The organism is Enterococcus sp. RIT-PI-f, assembly GCF_001297065.1.
Lineage (GTDB): Bacteria > Bacillota > Bacilli > Lactobacillales > Enterococcaceae > Enterococcus_D.
Map to the genome: position 1 here is coordinate 123,573 of NZ_LHOX01000018.1, position 22,128 is coordinate 145,700.

Consider the following 22,128-nt stretch of genomic DNA (forward strand, 5'->3'; position numbering starts at 1 on the left):
ATCGGTTAAAATATAGGATAGTGTGAAAATGAGGCGATTTATGATAATTAAGATGATAAAGTCATTGGCAAAATCAGTTTATTTGTTGCCAATACGCATGCTTGCGTCCAAACAATTACCTAAAAATAATCATATTGTATTTCTGCTTAGCTTTCCGAGTACGAGTGATTACATATTAAGCAAGTTGGCAGACAAATATAAAGAGCGCTTGGTTATTTGTTATACGAACGAGGCGAAACCTCTGGCTGAAAGCTACCAAAAAAAAGATATCACTATTTATGCGCTTGATTCAATAGGAGAGTTATATACAAAGGTTATCCCGGTAATAAAGAGTGCACAAGTGATTCTTTGTGATAATTATTTTGCCATACTGGCTGGTTTTGATTTTAAGCATGGCGAAAAAGTTGTTCAATTATGGCATGCCAACGGAGCAATAAAAAGATTTGGTATGGAAGCTGAATATGCGAAAGATGGTACATCATTTGATAGAAAACGTTATAAGAATGTATACGATCGTTATACGCATCTTGTAGTGAGTTCAGAAGAAATGGCCAATATCTTTTGTGAAAGTTATTTAAATGATTATCAGATTCTTCCTTTTGGTTATCCACCCACAGATGTATATTTTGAAGATAACATTTACCCAGGATCGTTCCTTTTTGAACAGCATAAACATAAGAAAATTGCATTATATGCGCCTACTTATCGAGACCAAGCTGAACAATCTGGAGTGGATTTGCGTGAGATGAACAAACATTTTCCCGAGGGATGGCAACTTTATGTACGAGTGCATCCCCACGATCATAAGTTGAAAAAACAATTAGTTGGACTCCCAAGTATCAAACAAATACCAGAAGAAGTTCCTTTATCAACAGTATTTAACCAAATCGATTGTTTGATAACAGATTATTCTTCTATTCCATTTGAATATTCATTAGCTAAAAAAGATGGGAAAATCATTTACTATTGTTATGATCTTGAGCAGTATGAAATGACTGTCGGCTTGCAGCGTAATTTTAAAGAATGGGCTGCTCCGTACCTTGTTTCAGATATAGAAGAACTTATTGCTGCAATAAAAGAGGAAAACGACTATCCTTTCGATCAATTCAATGCATTTTGGAACACTTTTGCAAATGGCCATGCTGCGGATCAATTAATAGAATGGATTGATGAACAATATGAAAACTGAACAAATTATGGGGATTCCAGTTGATAATCTCACGTATGATGAAGTGCTAGCAGATATTCCTCAATACATCGAACAAAAAACGAAAATGTCAATACTTAGCGTAAATCCTCAAATTGTTTTGGATGCAAATCAATACCCTGAAATCATTACACTTTTGCATAATAGTACGCATCGTATTCCTGATGGGATAGGTGTTGTGATGGTTTCAAAGTTAACAGGAGGCGCAATAAAAGAACGCGTTGCTGGTTTTGATCTAATGATGGAAATCCTTGCATATGCTGATAAAGCTGAACATAGTATATTTCTATACGGTGCTCATCCAGATGTGCTTAATAAGGCAGTAAATCAAGTTGAGTCTAAATTTCCAAATATCAAGATTGCTGGTGCAATCGATGGATATACAAAACTTATCGATGAAGAAGTAGTAGATATGATCAATCAAGCCAAACCTGACTTTTTGTTTGTAGCATTAGGATTTCCTAAACAGGAGTTATGGTTATCGCGGCATATCAATCAATTAGATGTCAACGTTTTCCAAGATGTAGGCGGAAGTTTTGACGTTTTGAGTGGACAGGTAAAACGTGCACCGAAAGTGTTCATTGATTTACATTTAGAATGGCTCTATCGTTCATTACGGAATCCTTCAAGAATCGGCAGGATTTTTCAGTTACCGATTTTTTTAATAAAGAGTCTACAGTGGAAAGTGAGACATCGTCATGATCGTTAAAATGATAAGTTACATCTATCGTAAGATTTTTAATATGGTGGCAACTGTGCTTCCAGTGAAAGAAAAAACGGTGTTATTTGAATCCTTCAATGGAAAAATACCTTCAGACAATCCATTGGCGATATATCAGGCGTTTAAAGCTGAACATAACGATGCATCTTGGCAATTGTATTGGGGCGTAAAGAAGCAATATGTCAATGAGGCCAGAGCACGCTTCCCTGAATATACAATACTTACAAGATTTTCATTGAAGTGGCTTTGGCTGACAGCAAGAGCTAATTTTTGGGTTTTTAATTCCAGAATGCCAATTTGGCTAAAGAAAAATAAACAAACAATTTATATTCAAACCTGGCACGGTACACCGTTAAAAAAATTAGGGCTCGATATAAACAAAGTGTCCATTCCTGGCACGGATACGCAAAGTTACCATCATGATTTTATTTATGAAGCCAGACGGTGGGATATTTTGATTGCACCTAATACGTACTCAAAAAATATTTTTAAACATGCTTTTTTGTATCAGCAATCATTTCTTGAAATAGGCTATCCACGAAATGATATGCTAACAGCGAAAAAAGACGATTTGCTTTATATAAATAGATTGAAAACCAACTTAGTAGGCCACTCAAAAGGCAAAGTCATCCTTTATGCACCCACATGGCGAGACAATTATTATATTTCTAAGGGAAATTACAAATTTTATATGCCATTTGATTTAGAAAAAGTAGTGTCGCTTTTGGGTGAGAACGATACATTGATCATTCGCCCGCATTATTTAGTGGGAGATACAATAGATGTAAGTAAATATGATCAACAAGTTATTGTCTGCACAGATGAAGATATCAATATGTTATATTTAATCAGTGATATACTGATAACAGACTATTCGTCTGTTATGTTTGATTATGCCCATTTGAAGCGCCCAATGCTTTTTTATGCGTATGATTTTGATTTCTATAAAGAGGAATTAAGAGGATTTTATTTTGATTATAACCATGATTTACCAGGCCAAATCGTGAAAGATGAAGCTGGATTTTATCCTGCATTCAATCAATTGCTTCAAAAAACTGAGATAGAAAAAGTATACCAGAATAAATATAACGATTTCTTTGATAAATTTTGCAACACTAACTCTTCAAATAGCAGAATAGTTGTTGAACGTATACTTTCTGAAACAAATGATAAAAACTGAAAGAAAAGGTGTACAAATGGATAAATTTAAGATTAGTACAATTATGCCCACATACAATGTTCAAGGCTATATTGATGAAGCAATCCAATCTGTAGCAGAACAGGAAAATGACAGGATCGATCTCGAATTGATTATCATAGATGATGGATCAACAGATGGGACAGTTGAAGTAGTCTGCCAATCAAAAGAAGCTTTTCCTGGGGAAATTGTGGTTATTCAACAGAATAACGAAGGTCCTGGAGCAGCTAGAAACAAGGGGATACAAATGGCGACTGGAGATTTTATCGCCTTTTTAGATGGCGACGATATTCTTTATCCAGATGCATATTTAAAATTGCTTCAGTCAGCTACGAGTAATAATGCTGATATAGTAGTGGGAAATGTCGATCGATTTAATAGTACATCTAATCATTTTGTAAGTGGTTTACATCGGAAAATTTTTGATAATGATTTAAGTAATACACATATCATCAATAATCATTCACTGTTATATGATACGACTTCTTGGAATAAGCTCTTTAAAGCAGAATTTCTAAAAAAATATCAAATTTTATTTCCTGAGAATATATTATACGAGGATATTCCTTTTAATATGGAAGCACACCTGCGTTCTACTTGTACGAATATTATTACAGATAAAGTTTACCGTTGGCGTTTACGAGATGGAAATGATAAGTCGATCACACAATCACGTTTTGAATTTAAAAACTTAGAAGATAGAATAACTGCTATCAAATTGTTTAGTGAAGTCGTTTCAAATCTAAACATAAACAATGATGCATTCATAGCTAGTAAGGAATTTAAAGAGTTAACACTGGATTTTCCTTTATATATGGATCATTTGAAGGATGCACCAGAAGGATATAGTGCATTCTTTCAAAAAGAGTTTTTAACCTATAAAGAGCAGCTGCAATCTAATGCAATGGAAGATAGATTAACTTCGAGAGATCGAATAAAATACTTTTTGCTGGAAAAAGGCGATTTTTCTTTGTTGAAGAAGTTTGTTGAATATCAAGGGAGCTACTTAAAATTGCCTACAATTTCCTTGGGCAACCAGCAATTATTTGATACGTCACATTTCGATGTTGATTTAAGTTCGTTGCCGTCAGCTCTTTTTGATGTCAGGAATGATCGTCACCCCATTACCAAGATCCAAAAAGTTAGGTTTGAAGAGAACTTTATTTTCATTGAGGGATATGCGTTTCACAAATATATTGATCTTAAAAAGAAGAATCAAATTACAATTACTGCATCTTTAGTTGATCCAGATGATAACAAAATCGACATTCCATTGCCTGTTTCAATACAAAAGAATAAGCAAGCGACACATATGCATGGTGGGGGAAATCAAGAATACTTATTTAAGAGGTATCATCATTATGATTGGTCTGGGTTCGTGATTGAGATTGATCTGAACAATACAGCTATCATCAATGCAAACAGCGAAAAATGGAGCTTAAAATTTGTCCTCTCGACACAAGACTTAGAGAGTGAATTGTTTTTATCTAATCCGATCAAGGGAGGAAGCGCGCGTCCAAAACCCAAAAAGATTGGAAATAGTTTGTTCTCAATCCAATATAATGCCAAATGGCAATTACAATTAGTCAAGAATAATATTTATGGGTATATTTCAGATTTGGCTGTGAATACAGACACTATACGTTTGACCTTTTCAAATTTATCGCCTCAAATTTCAAATGTTGTCTTAACTAATTCTAAGACACAGCAAGAGTTGCGTGCGTCGATCCAAACGAATCAAGTTGAATTTTCAATTGATGATTTAATCGAAAGAACTGGAGAAAATTCACTTTTTATAGATGGCTTGAGTGATCAAGAAGAGAAGGTAGACCTTCATTTTGAAGAAGATACTTTTGAATCAACTATCTTATATTATGGTGACAATAGTTTGATTCTAGAAAAAACGAGAAGTGGAAAACTTAAGTTTTCATCTTATAACTATCATAAAGCCCAAGTTGAAGACTTACAGATAGAATCGAATCATGGTTTATCCATAAAGGTAATGATTCGAACAAGCACATCTGTGAAAAACCCTCAGCTGGTTTTTGGAAATGATAGCAAAGGTGAAAAACGTAAGTTTGATCCTTCGGATAAGACGGATGACGGTCATACACTGCTTTACACCTACCAATTTAAGTTACTTGAAACGGATTTACATTTATTCGGAAATTCTAGCTGGTTCTTTAGATTAGAAGATATAAAAGAGTATCATGAATCAGCAATACTCGCGTTAAAACTACCGAATGGGAATAGATTTCACTTGGTAAAAAATACAGAATTTGCATTCAAGCGTAGTCGTTATCAAAATTTAATGTTAACGACGAGACTTAGAAAAAGTTATTTTGATAAAGGGCCGCGAAGAAAAATGTTGTTGCAAAAAAACTTGTATGCAGCATTTCGAAAATTGTCGCAAAAGAAAAAATATGTCATGTTCGAAGCTTATTGGGGAAAAAATTATTCATGTAACCCGAAAGCTATTTATGAATATATCCAAGAAAAGCATCCTGACATGGTTTGTATTTGGAGTTTGAATAATGAAAATGAGCAGATTCCCGGAAATGCAATCAAGGTAAGACGTTTCAGCTGGAAATATTATTATTATTTAGCACGTGCTACGTACTTTTACAACAACGTGAACTGGCCAGATCAATATGTAAAAAGAGCAGATAGTGTTGAAGTTCAAACTTTACATGGCACATTCTTAAAAACAATGGGGTTAGATGTATCTGATGAAGTAAATACTGTTAAAAAAATGGAGGGATTCCGTAAAAGACATGGGAGATGGGATTATTTGATTTCCCCTAGTCCATTTATGACTGAAATTGCAAAACGTGTCTTCGAATTTGATGGTCAGATGCTTGAAAACGGATTTCCTCGGAATGATGTTCTTTTGAAGCATAAAGATAAGTCATCCAGTACAGAAACTGATGAATTAAAAAAATCAATCGGTATTCCGTTAGATAAAAAAGTCATTATGTATGCACCAACATATAGAACAAAAACAAATTTTGACTTGAAACTTGATTTGGCATTATTGCAAGAGAAGCTAGGGGATCAATATATCGTTTTGCTTCGGTTGCATTACTTCGTTGCACAATCCCTGGATATAAGTGAATTTGAAGGGTTTGCCTACAACGTAGCTTGGTATTCAGATATACAAGATCTATATCTTATTACAGATATTTTGATCACTGATTATTCGTCGGTGATGTTTGATTTTAATATTTTAGCGCGTCCTATGATTTTCTTTACCTACGATTTAGAATTTTATCGCGATACCTTGCGGGGGATGTATATTGATTTTGAGCAAGAAGCACCTGGACCATTAGTGAAATCAACTGAGGATATTGCTGATTATATACTGAATATTGATGAACAATATGAGGGTTATAAACAACGGCAACAAAACTTTGGTCAAAAATTCAACACTTTTGAGTGTGGACAAGCAAGTGAACGAGCAGTCGAATCTGTTATAAAAAAATAATATCTTTGGAGGTTGTGAGTGCATCGCTCACACCCTTTATTTTAATTATTAGGAACGATTTGATGAAATAGAGATGAGGAAATTCAATGGAAATCACTAGATTTTTGTCACGCGTCGTGCGCAAAAGCGGTTCGTATTTGTTTTCTAAACAACAAAGAATGATGCAATACTATGTACAAAACTATGAAAAAATTCAATTACAAGAAAATACTATTTTGTATGAAGTTCGAGATGGTCAAACCATAGTAGATTCTCCATTTTCTTTTTATAAGAAGATGATTTCAGATAAACGGTTCTTGAATTATACCCATATTTGGGTGATTGATCGGTTAGAGAATCCAGCGTTGCAAAATATCGATCGAGATAATGCCCGTGTGAAGGTTGTGGTGAGGCAATCAAAACAATATTTTTATTGGTTACTCGCTGCAAAATTCTTAGTCAACAGCTCTACCTTCCCTAATTTTTTCATAAAAAAAGAAAAGCAAATTTATATCAACACTTGGCATGGGACGCCTTTAAAAACAATGGGATACAATATTCCGGGTGATCCATCACAATCTCAAAATGTTGTTCGCAATTTTTTGATGGCCGATTATTTGCTCTCTGCTAATCCATTAATGACAAAAATGTATCAGAATGATTATAAATTAAACGGAATTTTTGCTGGAAAAATCATCGAGGAGGGCTATCCAAGAATCGATTGGACAGTTAAATATGGTAAAAATAATGTGTTTAAAGATTTTGATGAATTAAACCTTACATTTGATCCATCTTTCCAATCCATTCTTTACTGTCCTACATGGAAAGGGAAAAAAATCACAAAAACGAATGACGATATTGAGCAAATCATCCAGGAAACCCTTTATTTAAAAGAAAAATTTTCTGGGAAATATAACTTCTTTATCAAAGTCCATCCCTTTATTTATCATCAAGTAGCTAAAAATCAACGAGTGAAAGATTTTCTGATTCCTGATTCATTTGATGCCAATAAATGCTTAGCGGGAATCGATATTTTGATTACGGATTATTCAAGTATTTTTTTCGATTTTCTTGTAACGAAGAAACCCATTCTTTTTTATGTATGGGATAGTGATATATACGCCCATGAAAGAGGCTCATCCATAGAAGAAAATGAGTTGCCTGGACCAGTCGCCTACACTGTACAAGATATAATAGCTTTTGTTGAAAACATCTCCAGTATAAAGGAAAAATATCAGACCCAATACGATGCACTACGGCAGACAATAGCTAGCAAAGATAATGGTTACGCAACGGAGAGATACCTGGAATATATTTTTCTGGGCAAGAGTAGCCAAGAATTGAAGATCATCTATCCGAATCGAGAGAAGGAAAATATTTTATTCTTCCCAGGAAGAATGAAAAACAATGGGATCACAAGTAGTTTTCTTAATCTTGTAAGCAACTTGGACTATTCAGCGTTCGATGTGTCAATTCTAATTGCAAATCCTTTAACAAAAGAAGAATTAAAGAATGTTAAACTAATCCCTTCGGAATGCCGACTGCTCTTCCGACCGGGGAAACATGCTTACACATTTTTAGAGACAATAAGTGATTACTATTTTGAGTCCTTTGGCGTACATGCTTTTTCAAGTAAATTTTACCCCCAAAATGCATATGCACGTGAGATGAAACGATTATTAGGAAACTCTTCCGTCTTTAAAGTAGCGATTGATTTCAGCGGGTACAGTTTTTTCTGGGGGAAATTTATAGCAGCTGTAAATAGTAATAAAAAAGTTGTTTTTCAGCACAACGACCTTTTAAGTGATTCGCGACGGACAGTGAACGGCAAACAACCGCATAAAACGAACTTAAAAAGTTTGTTTTCAATCTATCAACTTTTTGACCGTATTTTAAGTGTTTCTCAAGAAACAATGGAAATCAACAAAAAAAATCTAGCACAATATATTCGACCGGAACAAGTAGGTGTTGTTCGAAACAGTTTGAATATCAATAAAATTGTGAATAGCGAGGTGGATGAGACTTGCGAGGAAGATGTGATAAATATTCAAAGGGAAACTGTCCACTTGACCATTCGGAAAGACAGTGTTTTTGACTTATATCCTCAAATCAGCAGTCTCTTAAACAAAGACTATCGTGCGACCCATATCACGCACAATGATACACTAAGGAGTGTTGCACGTTATACACACCAAGGGAAAACATATTATAAATTAATTATCAATGATATGTATCAAGGGTGGATCGATAGCGAGAATGTAAATTTTTTAGTGAAATCAAAGGTTGACTTAAGTAATGTTCAATTGATTGGGACAATCAATGTATCGAGTGATCCTGTTTTTTATGCTGATTTGAATCAAATACAAAATGGATTCGCTTTACCTCTTAATAAGACTTATGTATTTTTGTCTAAAAAGACAGTGGGGCTCAATGATGACTATTTTCTGGCTGAGAATGAAAACGGGACTTTAGGATGGATAAAGTCGTCTTCTATAACGAATATTCATCATTTAGGTAAGTTTTCTGTATTGAAATGGGTATTTTTATTCAGAAACCCAAAATATTCGTTAGTAAATCCAGCAGAAGCACCGAATGAAACTAGAAAAGAAAAAAGTGTTCCGCTCATTTCACCTGAAGATTTCAATTTTGTAACAATGGGTAGACTTTCTCCCGAAAAAAATCAAATCAATTTAGTTCGGGCTTTTTCCACTGTTTTAACATCTTTCCCAAATGCAAGATTATTTATTTTAGGAAATGGGGAACTGAGAAAAGAATTAATCTCATTGATACAAGCATTAGATTTACAGGATCATGTATGGCTGTTAGGACATATTGACAATCCTGGCTATGTTTTGAAACAATGTGATCTGTTTGTACTGCCATCCTATTATGAGGGACAACCTATGGTTCTTCTTGAAGGATTAACATTAGGAATGAAGATTTTAGCTTCCAATATACCTGCCAACCGCTCTGTAATAGGAAGCGACTACGGATTTTATATCAATGGCACCGATGCAGAGACAATCGCAGAATCACTAGTAGAACAAATTCAAAAAGGTTTTCCAAACGCACCAAGGAAATTTGATCCATACGCATATAATCAATCCGTTTTAGGTGAATTTTATGAAGAAATCATGTAAGTTTACAAAAAAATCCTCATATTCAGGCAAAAGTCTTCGATTTTATAGCGAAAAAATGTATACTTAAGTTGATAGATATTCGAGTACAAGCTTCTATGTTAAACTATTTTAATATAGGGCAATGTGAGGAGATAATAAATCAATAATGGGATCTAAACTAAAAGGTTGGTTTCAAAAAAAATATAGAAACAACTTTCGAAAAACAATGCCATATAAAGTGGCTCTATTAGGTAGTTGTACGACTAGAGATATTTTTAATTCTAAGTTCAATCCAGATTACAAAAAATATTTTACGATCGTTGCTGATCAACAGCACATGAGTATAGTTTCAGTCATGTCTTCTCCTCTGAATTTGAAGGAAAGTAAAATTAATGGAGATGTTACTAACTTTTATAAAAATGTTTACCGACAAGACTTGCAAAAGGATTTTTTATCTCGATTAAAGCAAAGTCAGCCGGATATTTTAATTATAGATTTTTATACGGATGTTTTTTATGGTACTTTGGCAGTCAATGACGGTACCTATATAACCAATAAAAAATGGCAATATAAGAAGCTGGATCATTTTAAGCAAATTAACATTGAGAATGAATACTCTATATATAACAATACAGACGCGTTCCTAAAATTATGGAAAAAAAATTTTGATGATTTGATTCAGTATGTGCGATTGAATCTGCCACACTGCGAGATCATTTTGAACAAAACAAAATTTGTTAATACTGGTCTGAAAAACGGGCAACAAGTCGTTTTGAGTGAAGAATTAAATGACAAATGGGAAAACTTCCATATTGATAGATTCAATATTTTATGGGATTTATTTGATACTTATGCTGAATATAAGTACAATTTAAGGCATCTTGATTTTGACATAAATCAGTATTACTGTCCTTCTGATCATCCATGGGGGTGGTTTTATGTGCATTATAATCAAGAGTTCTATTCGAAAACTTTAGAAAAGTTGCGCGTGATGCTTGACTAGATTGAAAAAGGGGAGTCGGAAAAATGAAAATCAAAAAGTTTGCAGTGATAGGTTTGTTGGCAACGATGGTATTAGGTGTCACAGCAGAAACAGCTACAGTTGTTTCTGCTATGACAACAGATAGTGTCTATAACGAGAAGGAAGTAGAAAAATATCAAGTTTTAAGTAAAGTGGAACAGCCTGTTTTCTTTGAAAACTTAGCTGATTATACACCAATCACAATGGCTATTCCAGCTGGTTCAGAAGCTGGCGTGTATCAAGAACAGAAAGTAGCGGACATTGACTATTTATACGTGAATATAGACGACCAATGGGGCTGGGTGGAAGCATCTGATTTTACTACGATCCTAGATAAGGTACCTATAGACGAAAAAATTTCGATCATTAATGAAGACGCTACCATCTATAAGGAGCCTGAATCAAATTCACAAGAACTGCAGCAAAATTTTAAGGTAAGTAATGGTACGTACGATGTTTTGATCAAAGGGGTCACTTCATTTGGCGAATTTTATCAAATTTATGATGAAGCGCAAGTAGAAGGTTGGATAAATTCGAATGATGTAGAAATTGTTTCGACAGATGAGACAGATGTTCAAGATGAAAATGAAGCGGATTTGTCTATAGTTGATGAAACGAATGAAGTTGCAGAAACGCAAGAAAATGAAAATTTCAAAAAATCGAGTGCAGTTACTCAGAGCCAAATTTTGTTTGAATACGGAATCGTATCAAAAAACCAATGGGATATTTGGGAAAAACCTTACGAAGCTGGTGTTCAGTCGATTGGCAAATCAAATGTTTATTTCGCCAGCGGTGAAATCATAAAGATTTCAAGCCGCGTCCAAACATCAATTGGAACATACGTGTTGATCCAAACAGATGAAGGAAAAGGTTTTGAGGATTTAGGGTGGATCAATGAGAATGGTATTCAGTCTGCCATCTACAATGACACCACAGAAGTGTATCAACAATTTAGCAAAACAAATTGGGATATTTGGAATACGCCATATTCTACTCGTTCGAAATCAGTTGGTAAAACAACGAATTTAATGAACGAAAAACTGTTGATCAAAAAAGTTTCTATAACAAAGTATGGTCAATATAACAACATCTGGGTGTTTAATCAGAATACTAAAACGTATGAAGATTTTGGTTGGGTCAATAAAAATGGATTAAAGGACCTGTCTGAAAATGTTATTGACAATCAATATGTTACTTTGAAAGTTGATAATTGGGATATTTGGGATAGCCCATATACGACTCAATCTCGTTCAGTTGCAAAAACCAATGCCTATAAAACGGGTGAAATATTATTAATCACTAGATCAGCGACAACAAATGCCGGGTCCTATTATAGAATTTGGTCAGATGATGGCTCGGGATATAAAGCCATAGGCTGGGTGAGATTCACTGCTGTTCAAGCAGCCGATTACAAAGTCATTCCTAATGAATATAAAAGAATAAGCAAAGCCAATTGGACAATATGGGATACACCATATTCAAGAAAATCTTCAGCTGTTGGGAATACCAATAACTTTCGAGCGCAAACTATTTTATTGACTAGACGCGCAACCACAATATATGGCACTTATGTAAAAGTTTGGGCTAGAGATGCTTCTGGGTCATTCAAAGAATTAGGCTGGCTCAATGAAGATGGTCTTACGAGTTATGACGAAAAAGTTGTACCAAATGCTTACACAACAATTACTAAAACAAATTGGGATGTTTGGGAACAACCCTTCACTACCGGTGTGAAGAGTGTTGGGAAATCACAAAATTACAGTAATCAGACATTGTTAGTGACTAGAGAAGCAAGAGTTGGAAATACACTCTATTTGCGGATATGGTCTAGAGACAGTGATGGAAAGTTTGTAATAAGAGGCTGGATCAATGCCAATGGCACTTCTTATAACGACCAAGTTTTTATTGAAAGAACTTTAAATGAAAATATGCAAGTCGTTTCTAAGCGTAATTGGACAATATGGGACAAACCTTATGTAACTGGGGCAAAGCAAAAGCTGAATTCGACGAGCTACCTGAATAAAAATGTAGTTTTGAAGAAAGAAGCAGTGACAAATTATGGTACCTATATCTTAATTTCGTATCAAGGCAAAGACTTAGGCTGGATAAATAAAGATGGTTTGAGTAGTACCAATAAATATATACTCGATAGCGCATATTATAGTCAGACAACTATCGGTGCTTGGTCAGGTTGTGCGGCGGTTTCATTATTTACAGCGTTGAGGATGAAAGGATATGCGACAAATGTAAGTCTTACACAGATGATCAATAATTTACCGTTACATGCATCAAATACTGATTTGGGTCAAATTGGTACGCCATGGGGAGGATCAGCTACATTTAGAGCGGTAATCTCGCCTGTTGGATTAACCAATTATGCAAAAAATTACACTTCCACAGCTGCAAATATCTCTAATGCTTCGATTGATGCGGTTCAAAAAGAAATCATGTTAGGAAATCCCGTTTTATTCTGGGGAAAATGGAATATGGGGTACTCTGGCGTGAATATGACACCGACACATGTATTGATTATTCGTGGATATGAAAAAACTTCTGTCGGTGAGGTTTTCTTGGTTCAAGATGTTGGTTTTGACTCAGCAAATGCCAATGGTGCGGTTCGATGGGTATCAAAAACACATTTAAACAATTATCTTAATACTAAACAACGCAAGATGATGGTTATTCGTTAAAAGTAATCCCTATTCCTAAAAAACATTTAGGTTTGTAAAAATCGTTTTACTCCCCCAAACTTTCGTGTATAATGGTACAAGCCAGTATTACGAAAGTTAGGAGGAGTTGTTTTGAGTAAACAACATCCAGAGGAGCAATCCTTTAAAGACGAAGTACTTGGTGCTTTGAACAATTCTCGATCAAGCCAAGAACCATCAAATGGCGAATCAGAAAATCAAACGATTCAAACGCAACAGGAGATTGGGTCAACTATGAATAAAGAAAATAGAAACAATCATTCAAGAACAACTGAAACACAGTCGACTGCCAGAAGGCGATCAACCATATCGGAGAAAACCGCTTCACCAGAAGGGTCGGCCAATCGGCGTAAAATGCAACGCAAAAAAGAAGACCGGATCGTGAATCGTATCGTATTGATCGTGGTTCTTGCTTTATTGTTGATTGGCGGGGTCTTAGGTTTTTCGGTCTATCGTTATGTCACTTCTAGTCTGCAGCCTTTAGATACTAGCAATAAAGAAACCGTATCGGTGGAAATTCCAAGCGGCTCTTCAAATAAGGCTATTGGTGAAATTTTGGAAGACGACGATATTATCAAAAGCGGCATGATCTTCAACTATTATACTAAATTTAATAATTTGACCGGTTTTCAGGCCGGCAATTATCAATTTTCACCAAGTATGACGTTAGATGAAATCAGTACGATGCTGCAAAATGGTGAAGGATCAGTCACTTCCGATGCCAAAGTAACGATTCCGGAAGGCTATGATGTTGATCAGATCGGTGATGCCTTAGCAGAGGCAACTAATATTTCCAAAGATGATTTCTTGGCATTGATGGAAAGCGATGAATTCTTCGAAAAAATGGAAACAGCGTATCCTGATTTATTAGGCAGTGCAGCGGATGCGGAAGGTGTCCGTTATAGATTAGAGGGGTATCTGTTCCCAGCAACGTATGACTATTACACTGGCAATACGTTAGAAGAAGTGGTCACACAAATGGTGGATAAATCGAATGCTGTCATGTCGAAGTATTACGATCAAATCGCACAAAAAGAAATGACCGTCCAAGAAGTCTTGACATTGGCTTCATTGGTTGAAAAAGAAGGCAGCAAAGAGGACGACCGCAAGAATATTGCGCAAGTATTTTTCAATCGTTTGGCGATCGGTATGCAATTACAATCGGATATTTCGATCCTATATGCACTGGGTGAACACAAAGAATTGGTAACCTATGAAGATACGGCTGTTGATTCGCCTTATAATTTATATACCAATACTGGCTATGGTCCTGGACCTTTCAACAATCCTAGTGAACAAGCCATCCAAGCGGTGTTGGCGCCTACAGCAAATGATTATTACTATTTTGTTGCGGATATCCAAACACAAGAGGTGTACTTCGCGCAAACCTATGATCAGCATATGCAATTGGTAGAAGAACACGTCAATAACACATCAAATTGATTTTTCATCAGTTAATGGTTTACATTTAAAAAAAAGCATGGTAATCTTTTGTGGACTATTCGCAAAAGATTACCTTTTGCGGTTTATTAGCAGTTAGTAGAAGTTACTAGAAGGAGAATAATTATGGTAGAAAAAGTATATCCTATGACCCTTGAAGGAAAAGAAAAATTAGAACAAGAATTAGAAGAATTGAAAACGGTAAAACGTGGTGAAATCATTGAACGGATCAAAGTTGCCCGTAGTTTTGGCGACCTATCAGAAAACTCAGAATACGAATCAGCCAAAGATGAACAAGCCTTTGTTGAAGGCCGGATCACAACTTTGGAAACAATGATTCGTTTTGCAGAAATCATCGACAATGAAGGTGCTGATTCTGATGAAGTGACAATCGGCAAAACAGTGATCTTCGTTGAACTTCCAGATGGCGATGAAGAAGAATATATGATCGTTGGCAGTGCAGAAGCAGATCCGTTTTCTGGTAAAATCTCCAATGATTCTCCAATCGCCCGTGCCTTGATCGGTAAGAAAATCAATGATGAAGTAACGATTTCAACACCCGGCGGCGATATGCAAGTGAAAATCACTGAAGTCAAAAACAGCTGATCGTTATAAGCCATCCAACCAATCATAGTGGACCCTGCTGTTCTTTCTCAAGTCAGAGAAATAGAGCTGACAGGGTCCTTTTTCGGACTATAGACTGATGGATAATTGCTATTTATCCGTTATGATAAGAGAGAACCATTAGGAGGAGGAACTGAAATGAAAAGCCCTTGGCGTTTTTTCTTCGTCGTTGAAGCATTGCTTTTGCTATTTGCAATTTGGCAAATTTTATCAAATCCGCCGCTTCTCTTTTTATTGATTATGGGTATTCTATGTTTGGTACTCGTGCAGCGGCGACAACGAAAAAGTAATTTTACCAATTTTTTGATGGTTTCTGGATTGATCGCCATTTTCATTAGTTTGATCAATAGTCCTGCATTGTGGTTGATGCTGATTTTCGCCATATTGTTTATTGGCTTAAAAGGTGTTGAACTGACGGGTGTTGATTTTACTAAACACTCATTTTGGCGTAAAAAACAGATGATCATTGTTGAAACACAAGAACCGAAAGACAGCCATCCCCAAAAAAGAAAGCAGCAATGGATCGGCAATGAACGGATTGGCAGTCAAGTATATGAATGGGATGACATCAACTTAGATATTTTGACGGGGGATACGATCATTGACTTAGGCAATACTTTATTGCCAAAGAAAGAAAATGCCGTGATCGTACGTAAAGGCTTTGGCCGAACCCGCATCTTGGTGCCTTCTGGCGTAGCCATTAAATTGGAACACAGTACATTTATCGGTAATGTGTTGTTCGAAGGAGAACAAACTGGTTTGAGAAATGAACGCGTCACGATTTACAGCGCGGATTACACCGAAAACAATCGTCGCTTGAAGATTTTGACGAATACGATCGTAGGTGATTTAGAGGTGATTCGCGTATGATCACTAAATTTTCGAGAGGTATGATCGCATTTTACTCAGGTCTGGCTAGTTTCTTTACCCTGAACTTTATGCTTTTTTCGTATCTATATGCGAGTGGGAAAGAAAATTGGATCGTAGAAGTTTTTCAAATCAAATTGTTTTTTGTCCCCATCGTTTTTCATGTACTGGTACTTTCATTGCTGATTGGTTTATTGGTGTTTATTACGATCTCTTTTTTCCGCAGTCGTCAGTATGGTCCGGTGGAAGAGAAATTACGTCTGTTGGCCAGCGGCAATTTTGACAGCCCGTTGTTAGACATGGCGATTCCTCATGCACCGGAAAACCGGTTGATAGCGGATGTTGATCGTGACATCAAAAGTATTCAAGAAAAAATGAAACAAACATCAATGGAATTGCAGCAATTAAATGCCCGGCCGCAGTTTGTCGATGGCCAAACCAAAGAAGAAATCTTGGAAGCTGAAAGACATCGGCTAGCAAGAGAGTTGCATGATTCGGTTTCGCAACAATTATTTGCAGCGATGATGATGATGTCTGCTTTGAATGAGCAAGCGATTCGTAATGATGCGCCTGATGCCCAGAAAAAGCAGCTAGCAATGGTTACGGATATTATCAACGCTTCACAGTCAGAAATGCGGGCCTTGCTGCTTCACTTGCGTCCTGTAACTCTTGAAGGCAAAACATTGAAGCAAGGTATCGAGCAATTATTAAAAGAGTTAGAAACCAAAATAAAAATTTCCTTAAAATGGGATATTGAAGAATTCACTATGCTAAGCTCAATTGAAGATCAATTATTTAGAGTGATCCAAGAGTTGTTATCCAATACATTGCGGCATGCCAAAGCAGATGAGTTGGAAGTGTATCTCCATCGTATTGAAAACAATGTCCTGTTGCGCGTGATCGATGATGGGGTTGGCTTTGATACTGAGAATCAAAAAGCCGGCAGTTATGGATTGATGAATATTCGGGAACGAATCAGTGCGGTCGGCGGCACATTAAAAATTATTAGTTTTAAGAATCAGGGAACAAGTATCGAGATCAAAGTACCATTGTTGAAGGAGGCGTAAAAATGATTCAAGTGTTGTTAGTAGATGACCATGAAATGGTGCGTTTGGGGGTATCTTCTTACTTATCGATCCAAGATGATATCGAAGTGATCGGCGAAGCTGAAAATGGTCGGATCGGTTATGAGAAAGCTATGGCCTTGCGTCCAGATGTGATATTGATGGACCTTGTCATGGATGAAATGGATGGGATAGAATCGACTAAGGCGATTTTGAAAGAGTGGCCGGAAGCCAAAATCATCATTGTCACAAGTTTTATTGATGATGAAAAAGTGTACCCGGCGATTGAAGCTGGTGCGGCTGGTTATTTGCTTAAGACCTCAACAGCGCATGAAATTGCGGAAGCGATACGGGCTACACAACGAGGAGAACGGGTCTTAGAGCCAGAAGTGACCACAAAAATGATGGATCGGTTAACCAATCGAACACCTATTTTACACAATGACTTGACCAATCGGGAACAAGAAGTCTTATTGTTGATAGCGGAAGGCCGCAGCAACCAAGAAATTGCCGATGCCTTATTTATCACCTTGAAAACAGTCAAGACCCATGTGTCGAATATTTTGTCAAAACTAGAGGTGGAAGACCGTACGCAAGCGACGATTTACGCCTTCAAACATGGTCTGATCAAATAAACGTGCATGTAAACACCTCCTCATGGTCAGCCGAGGAGGTTTTTGTTATACTTAGAATTGATTTGTCATACAAAGGAGCGTTTGTGTTGAAACAAAATTATGCAATTATCGGTCTAGGGCGTTTTGGTGGCAGTATCTGCCGTACATTGATAGAATCAGGTCAAGAAGTGTTGGCGATCGACAGCAATGAAGACCGTGTCAATGAGTACATGAATATTGCGACCCATGCGGTCGTGGGCAATGCGCAAGACGAAATGACGCTGCGTTCGTTGGGGATCCGTAATTTTGATCATGTCATCGTGGCGATTGGGGAAGATATCCAAGCAAGTATCCTGGTGACTTTGATGGTCAAAGAAATGGGCGTGCCGAATATTTTAGCCAAAGCACAGAATGAGTACCATGCCCGCGTATTAGAAAAACTGGGTGCGGATCGCGTTGTCCATCCAGAAAGAGACATGGGGATTCGGATCGCACATAATCTGGTATCCAAAAATATTTTGGATTACATTGAACTGTCAGATGAATTCTCATTGGCGGAGATTCGCGTATCGAATCCAAAATTTTTCAACAAAACGTTATTGGATTTAAATTTTCGTCAGAAATACGGTTTGACTGTAGTGGCGATCCGTCGTGGTCCAGGACAGGTCATCGTGTCGCCTGCAGCTGATGCATTGGTGAGAGAAAATGACAATTTATTGGTCATTGGGAATACGGATGACGTCGATATTTTAGATGAACATATGAATGATTAGGAGTGAATAAAATGGAATTAACAGTGACCCCCGAAGCATTGGCGTGGTTTAAAAAAGAATTGGTCGTAGATGATGGACGAGGTGTGCGTTTTTTCGGGAAAATTTACGGAAAAACACAAATCCATGATGGGTTTTCAGTTGGCATGTCTGTGGATAAGCCAGAACGCGCAATTGTTCAAAAAACAATCGACGATCTACTATTTTTTATCGATGAAACGGATGAATGGTTCTTTAAGGGTTATGATCTAGTCGTAGACTATGATGCCGCTCTAGATGAACCAAAATACGCATTTAACGAAGATAAAAATGATAGAAGCTAGTCTATCTTTTGCGATGAGATTGACTTAGGAGATGAATGGAATGTTATCGATTATTGTACCTTGTTACAACGAAGAAGCAAGTTTGCCGCTCTTTTTCAAAGAAACCGAGAAAGTAAAACCAGCCGTGGATATGCCGTTTGAGTATATTTTTGTGAATGACGGGTCTTCTGACCAAACATTGAACGTATTGCGACGCTTATACAAAGACAATCCGGAGAGTGTGCGTTACCTTTCCTTCTCACGTAATTTCGGGAAAGAAGCCGCTCTATATGCGGGCCTTCAAGCAGCCAAAGGGGACTTTGTCACCGTGATGGATGCTGACTTGCAAGATCCTCCAACCCTTTTGCCAGAAATGTTTGCACGATTAGCAAGCAATCCTGAACTTGATTGTGTCGGCACCCGGCGTGCAGATCGTAAAGGGGAACCAAAGATCCGCAGTTTCTTTTCAAATAATTTTTATAATGTGATTAATAAGATAGCAGACACACAGTTGGTCAATGGCGCCAGAGATTTTCGGTTGATGCGACGCAATATGGTGGATGCAGTACTGCAATTATCGGAATACAATCGATTTTCCAAAGGGATCTTTAGTTGGGTTGGATTTGAAACAGAATATATTGCGTATGACAATATTGAGCGTGTTGCAGGAGAAACGTCGTGGTCTTTCTGGAAATTATTCCAATATTCCATAGACGGGATCGTCAACTTTTCGGATACACCATTAAATATCGCTTCATTTATAGGGGCATTTTCCTGTATCGGTTCTATTGTTGCGATGATATTTATTGTCATTCGTACGTTTATTTTAGGCGATCCAACGTCAGGTTGGCCATCAATGGTAAGCATTTTCTTATTTGTTGGCGGCTTGCAATTGTTGTGCTTAGGCATTATTGGGAAATATATTGGCAAGATATTTTTGGAAACCAAAAATCGTCCGCTTTATTTTTTGAAAGAAACGGAACAAGATCAAGCGAAACGCAAATAGCAAGAAGGCCTATCACAAATCGTGGTGATAGACCTTCTTTTTGTATCGTTTTGCCTGATTGGGATAAATCCTTTTGACTTAGTAACCTTTTGATAAATCAATTTCATTCTTGGTCAGTTTGTCATGTTTAACGAAGGCATCTAAGTTTTCGAGGAAAATAGCCATGAAGGCCTTTTGGAAGTGTGGAGTATGGCCAGAAATATGTGGTGTGATCAGCAGATTTTCTACAGACCACAAGGGGTCATCACTCGGCAATGGCTCTTCTTCAAAGACATCCAAAGCGGCAAATGCCAATTGTTTGGCCTGCAATGCGTTTGCGAGCGCCTTTGTGTCCACACTCGGTCCGCGGCCAACATTATAAAATGACGCGCTGGTTTTTAATTGATCAAAGAATGCTTGATCATATATATGTGTGGTTTCTTCGGTCAGTGGCAAAATATTGATGATATAATCGGCTTTCCGCGCCTCTGGTATTAAGTCATTCAAAGCATAGGTTTCAGTAAAGCCTGCGACTGGATGGCCGCTGGTATTGATCCCAAATGATTGAACCCCGAAGAACGCGAGTGATTTCGCTAATTGTTGGCCAATTTGTCCAGTGCCGACAATGAGGATCCGCTTATCCGCCAATTTTGCATAAGGAATAGCCGATGGCGCCCATTTTTGCTGTTGCTGCAATTGAATGGCTTTGAAAATACCTCGGTTTTCCATAAAGAGTAGTGCCAGCAAATGGTCAGTGATCGATTGTGCATGGATACCACTGCCGTTTGAAACAAGGATCTGATGCTGCGCAAAAGCAGCTAACGGCAGTGTATCAACGCCAGCAGAGATCGCTTGTACCCATTTTAGATTGCTATCAGTGGTCAATAAATGTGCATCCCAATCAGTTTTCCAGCCAACTGTCACGGCAACTTGCGACCACGGAATCGTTGTTTGTCCGTCATCAACCACGACCTGATACTCTGGGTCTATGGCGTTGATTTGTTGATAAAATTCTTCTCTAAATGTTCGCGTTGCTAAAATAATCTTTGTCATCTCATTCACTCCTTCTGTTTTAGTGTAGCAGACAAATAAAAAAAAACCATGCTCAAACGATTGAGCATGGTTTTTTAGCGACTGATATCTATTTTCGGTGTGTTTTTGACCCCTTGTGTAAACAAAAATAAAGAGGCGAATAAAATGAAAGTCGAACTATCAAAAGAAGGCAAAATGAATTGAACGAGCACACTAATCAAAGAAGGCAGAGCCGCACTAACGATCAACATTTTCAGATTTTCAAAAAAGGTATATGGAAACAATTTTAGTTTGGTATAAATGGTTGCAATAAAGGTGCCCATGATCAATGTAACCAATAGACTGAGAAAAGTGGGGTACAAAGCGACAATAAAGACGACGATTTTAATCAGCCATGGAATCGATTGATTCGCAAGGGCGTCTTTGATCGCAGCACCATTCAAATTTCTTAATGCGGGTTCGCTGTAATCAAAATCGAGTTGATTGGAATCCAGTAGTGAAACTGACAGGCCAGAGGAAGGCAAATAGACGATCAGTTGTTCTTTCAACAAACCAACAGCAATTCTTGACCCTGTGACATCTGCGGCAACGTCAGTCGGGGTCCGTTTGCCTTGAGGATCAAAAGTGAAAATGATCGAGTTGGTTTGATAGATAAATCCTTCCGTTTCCTCAACTGTCTGCAGTTGGCCGTCAACGATCGTAAAATCAGGAATGGATTGGGCAATTTCTTGACTATCTGCTTGTACATCTTGAAAAATATCGATCACCTGCAGCGTGATCGGAATGGCCAAAAGAACGGTTGAACCAAGCAAAATTACAATCACTTTTGAAAAATCTGCCTTGCTGATAAACTTGATAAGTGGAATATGAAAAAAGGCAGTTTTTAAAACTTGTATGAATGTCATATGATGAATAACTCCTTTGTGGTATAACTAGAGTAATTGTAACGAAGGGGCTAGCAGATTACAAGGCATTCACTTAAAAACTTAGAAA

The 22,128-nt window shown here is 37.1% G+C and carries 17 protein-coding genes; 15 read left to right on the forward strand and 2 right to left on the reverse strand.

Annotated features, from left to right (window positions below):
• Positions 1-40 precede the first annotated feature (40 nt).
• The 15 genes from AEQ18_RS11780 (at position 41) to AEQ18_RS11850 (ending at position 20,124) form a co-directional block, all read left to right on the forward strand.
• Positions 41-1,189: a CDP-glycerol glycerophosphotransferase family protein gene (locus AEQ18_RS11780; protein ID WP_054116535.1), complete on the forward strand. Its 1,149-nt coding sequence runs from the start codon at positions 41-43 to the stop codon at positions 1,187-1,189.
• The gene (locus AEQ18_RS11785; protein ID WP_200908920.1) at positions 1,179-1,916 is read left to right on the forward strand and encodes a WecB/TagA/CpsF family glycosyltransferase; all 738 of its coding nucleotides are present in this window, start codon (positions 1,179-1,181) and stop codon (positions 1,914-1,916) included. Before AEQ18_RS11780 ends, AEQ18_RS11785 begins: the two co-directional genes overlap by 11 nt.
• Positions 1,906-3,108, forward strand: coding sequence for a CDP-glycerol glycerophosphotransferase family protein (locus AEQ18_RS11790; RefSeq protein WP_054116536.1), 1,203 nt, complete (start codon positions 1,906-1,908; stop codon positions 3,106-3,108). Before AEQ18_RS11785 ends, AEQ18_RS11790 begins: the two co-directional genes overlap by 11 nt.
• Before the next feature lie 16 nt (positions 3,109-3,124).
• Entirely contained in the window at positions 3,125-6,610 is a 3,486-nt protein-coding gene (locus tag AEQ18_RS11795; protein ID WP_054116537.1) for a bifunctional glycosyltransferase/CDP-glycerol:glycerophosphate glycerophosphotransferase, read from the forward strand.
• Positions 6,611-6,696: 86 nt separating this feature from the next.
• Complete coding sequence (locus AEQ18_RS11800; RefSeq protein ID WP_054116538.1) at positions 6,697-9,729, forward strand: CDP-glycerol glycerophosphotransferase family protein; 3,033 nt, start codon at positions 6,697-6,699, stop codon at positions 9,727-9,729.
• A 205-nt stretch (positions 9,730-9,934) separates the two neighbouring features.
• Positions 9,935-10,711: a DUF6270 domain-containing protein gene (locus AEQ18_RS11805; RefSeq protein WP_152911925.1), complete on the forward strand. Its 777-nt coding sequence runs from the start codon at positions 9,935-9,937 to the stop codon at positions 10,709-10,711.
• A gap of 23 nt (positions 10,712-10,734) precedes the next feature.
• Positions 10,735-13,419 (forward strand): GW dipeptide domain-containing protein, encoded by a 2,685-nt coding sequence (locus tag AEQ18_RS11810; RefSeq protein ID WP_054116540.1) that lies wholly within the window; start codon positions 10,735-10,737, stop codon positions 13,417-13,419.
• A gap of 111 nt (positions 13,420-13,530) precedes the next feature.
• A complete protein-coding gene (mltG, locus tag AEQ18_RS11815; RefSeq protein WP_054116541.1) occupies positions 13,531-14,880 on the forward strand; it encodes an endolytic transglycosylase MltG in 1,350 nt (449 codons plus the stop codon).
• A 123-nt stretch (positions 14,881-15,003) separates the two neighbouring features.
• A complete protein-coding gene (greA, locus tag AEQ18_RS11820; RefSeq protein ID WP_054116542.1) occupies positions 15,004-15,483 on the forward strand; it encodes a transcription elongation factor GreA in 480 nt (159 codons plus the stop codon).
• 156 nt (positions 15,484-15,639) lie between these two features.
• Entirely contained in the window at positions 15,640-16,371 is a 732-nt protein-coding gene (liaF, locus tag AEQ18_RS11825) for a cell wall-active antibiotics response protein LiaF (protein WP_054116543.1), read from the forward strand.
• Positions 16,368-17,435 (forward strand): sensor histidine kinase, encoded by a 1,068-nt coding sequence (locus tag AEQ18_RS11830; protein ID WP_054116544.1) that lies wholly within the window; start codon positions 16,368-16,370, stop codon positions 17,433-17,435. The genes liaF and AEQ18_RS11830 overlap by 4 nt, the downstream gene beginning before the upstream one ends.
• A 2-nt stretch (positions 17,436-17,437) precedes the next feature.
• Complete coding sequence (locus AEQ18_RS11835; protein ID WP_054116545.1) at positions 17,438-18,067, forward strand: response regulator transcription factor; 630 nt, start codon at positions 17,438-17,440, stop codon at positions 18,065-18,067.
• An 86-nt stretch (positions 18,068-18,153) separates the two neighbouring features.
• On the forward strand, positions 18,154-18,819 hold the full coding sequence (locus AEQ18_RS11840; protein WP_054116546.1) for a potassium channel family protein: 666 nt from the start codon (positions 18,154-18,156) through the stop codon (positions 18,817-18,819).
• A gap of 11 nt (positions 18,820-18,830) precedes the next feature.
• Positions 18,831-19,139 carry a HesB/YadR/YfhF family protein gene (locus AEQ18_RS11845; RefSeq protein ID WP_054116547.1) on the forward strand — a complete coding sequence of 103 codons (309 nt, stop codon included), beginning with the start codon at positions 18,831-18,833 and terminating at the stop codon, positions 19,137-19,139.
• 40 nt (positions 19,140-19,179) lie between these two features.
• Positions 19,180-20,124 (forward strand): glycosyltransferase family 2 protein, encoded by a 945-nt coding sequence (locus AEQ18_RS11850; protein ID WP_054116548.1) that lies wholly within the window; start codon positions 19,180-19,182, stop codon positions 20,122-20,124.
• 78 nt (positions 20,125-20,202) lie between these two features.
• Here AEQ18_RS11850 and AEQ18_RS11855 read toward each other — a convergent pair whose 3' ends face one another.
• Together AEQ18_RS11855 and AEQ18_RS11860 are read right to left on the reverse strand one after the other, a co-directional pair.
• Positions 20,203-21,156, reverse strand: coding sequence for a phosphoglycerate dehydrogenase (locus tag AEQ18_RS11855; RefSeq protein WP_054116549.1), 954 nt, complete (start codon positions 21,154-21,156; stop codon positions 20,203-20,205).
• Positions 21,157-21,230: 74 nt separating this feature from the next.
• Complete coding sequence (locus tag AEQ18_RS11860) at positions 21,231-22,040, reverse strand: DUF1189 family protein (protein WP_054116550.1); 810 nt, start codon at positions 22,038-22,040, stop codon at positions 21,231-21,233.
• Positions 22,041-22,128 lie beyond the last annotated feature (88 nt).